Genomic DNA, 1,627 nt, shown 5'->3' on the forward strand with positions numbered 1-1,627 from the left:
AGCACGGCTCGCGAAACGCGGACCCAGTTCATTAAACAGTTTTGCCACGATCTCGTTATCACGAGTACGGGCGAATGCCAGACGACGATTTGCAACATTGTCGGTCTTGGCAAGAGTAATCAGCGGCTCAACAACGCGACGCAGCTCTTTCGCTTTCGGCAGGGTCGTCTTGATGATCTCATGACGAACCAAAGAGCCGGCCATGTTACGGAACATAGCCTGTCGGTGGCTGCTGTTACGGTTCAGTTGACGACCACTCTTACGATGGCGCATGACCTTATCCTTCTCAGTAAAACCTTAACCTGTGATCCGGTTACTCGTCAGCAATACTTGCTGGTGGCCAGTTTTCCAGGCGCATGCCCAGAGACAAACCACGGGACGCAAGTACGTCTTTGATCTCAGTAAGAGATTTTTTACCCAGGTTAGGTGTTTTAAGTAACTCAACCTCGGTACGCTGTACCAGATCACCGATGTAGTGGATTGCTTCTGCTTTAAGGCAGTTAGCAGAGCGGACAGTCAATTCCAGATCGTCAACAGGGCGCAGCAGGATTGGATCGAATTCCGGCTTCTCTTCTTTGACTTCCGGTTGACGTACATCACGTAAATCAACGAAAGCTTCAAGTTGTTCAGCAAGAATGGTTGCCGCACGACGAATCGCCTCTTCAGGATCGATCGTACCGTTGGTTTCCATTTCGATAACCAGCTTGTCCAAATCAGTACGCTGTTCTACACGCGCTGCTTCAACATTGTAGGCAATTCGCTCTACAGGGCTGTAGCATGCGTCTACTAACAGACGACCAATTGGGCGCTCATCTTCTTCCGAATGAATTCGGGCAGACGCCGGCACATAACCACGACCGCGCTGAACTTTGATACGCATGCTAATTGCAGCGTTCTCATCGGTCAGGTGGCAGATGACATGTTGCGGCTTGACGATTTCGACATCACCATCATGGGTAATGTCGGCTGCAGTCACAGGGCCAATGCCAGACTTATTCAGGGTAAGAATAACTTCATCTTTCCCTTGAACTCTCACCGCCAGCCCTTTCAGGTTGAGCAGGATCTCCAGGATATCTTCCTGTACGCCTTCTTTGGTGCTGTACTCATGCAGTACACCATCAATCTCAACCTCGGTCACCGCGCAACCCGGCATGGATGAAAGCAGAATACGGCGCAGTGCGTTGCCTAAAGTATGGCCAAAGCCACGTTCTAAAGGCTCAAGGGTCACCTTGGCGTGCGTCGAACTGACTTGCTCGATATCTACCAGGCGCGGTTTTAGAAACTCTGTCACAGAACCCTGCATTGTGTCCTCTCTTTGGTACTAAGCTTTACTTGGAGTAAAGCTCGACGATCAGGTGTTCGTTAATGTCGGAAGACAGATCAGTACGTTCAGGCATACGCTTGAACACACCTTCCATCTTAGCAGCATCAACTTCAAGCCAAGTCGGCTTTTCACGCTGTTCAGCCAACTCCAAAGCGGCCTTCACGCGAGATTGCTTTTTAGCTTTCTCACGGATGCTGACAACGTCATTCGGAGATACCTGATAAGAAGCGATGTTAACAACGCGACCGTTTACCATAATAGCTTTGTGGCTAACTAACTGGCGGGATTCCGCACGAGTAGCGC

At 50.2% G+C, this 1,627-nt stretch carries 3 protein-coding genes; all 3 read right to left on the bottom strand.

Annotation, left to right across the window (positions count from 1 at the left end):
- Window positions 1-273: 50S ribosomal protein L17 (rplQ, locus tag AC1DUO_RS24765; RefSeq protein WP_477989285.1), on the bottom strand; the 273-nt coding region annotated here is incomplete at its 3' end.
- A 40-nt stretch (window positions 274-313) separates the two neighbouring features.
- Window positions 314-1,303, bottom strand: coding sequence for a DNA-directed RNA polymerase subunit alpha (locus AC1DUO_RS24770; protein WP_002919219.1), 990 nt, complete (start codon window positions 1,301-1,303; stop codon window positions 314-316).
- 25 nt (window positions 1,304-1,328) lie between these two features.
- On the bottom strand, window positions 1,329-1,627 hold a 299-nt coding region (gene rpsD, locus AC1DUO_RS24775; protein WP_477989300.1), incomplete at its 5' end, for a 30S ribosomal protein S4.

This window comes from Rahnella sp. P4_A8 (assembly GCF_056402435.1).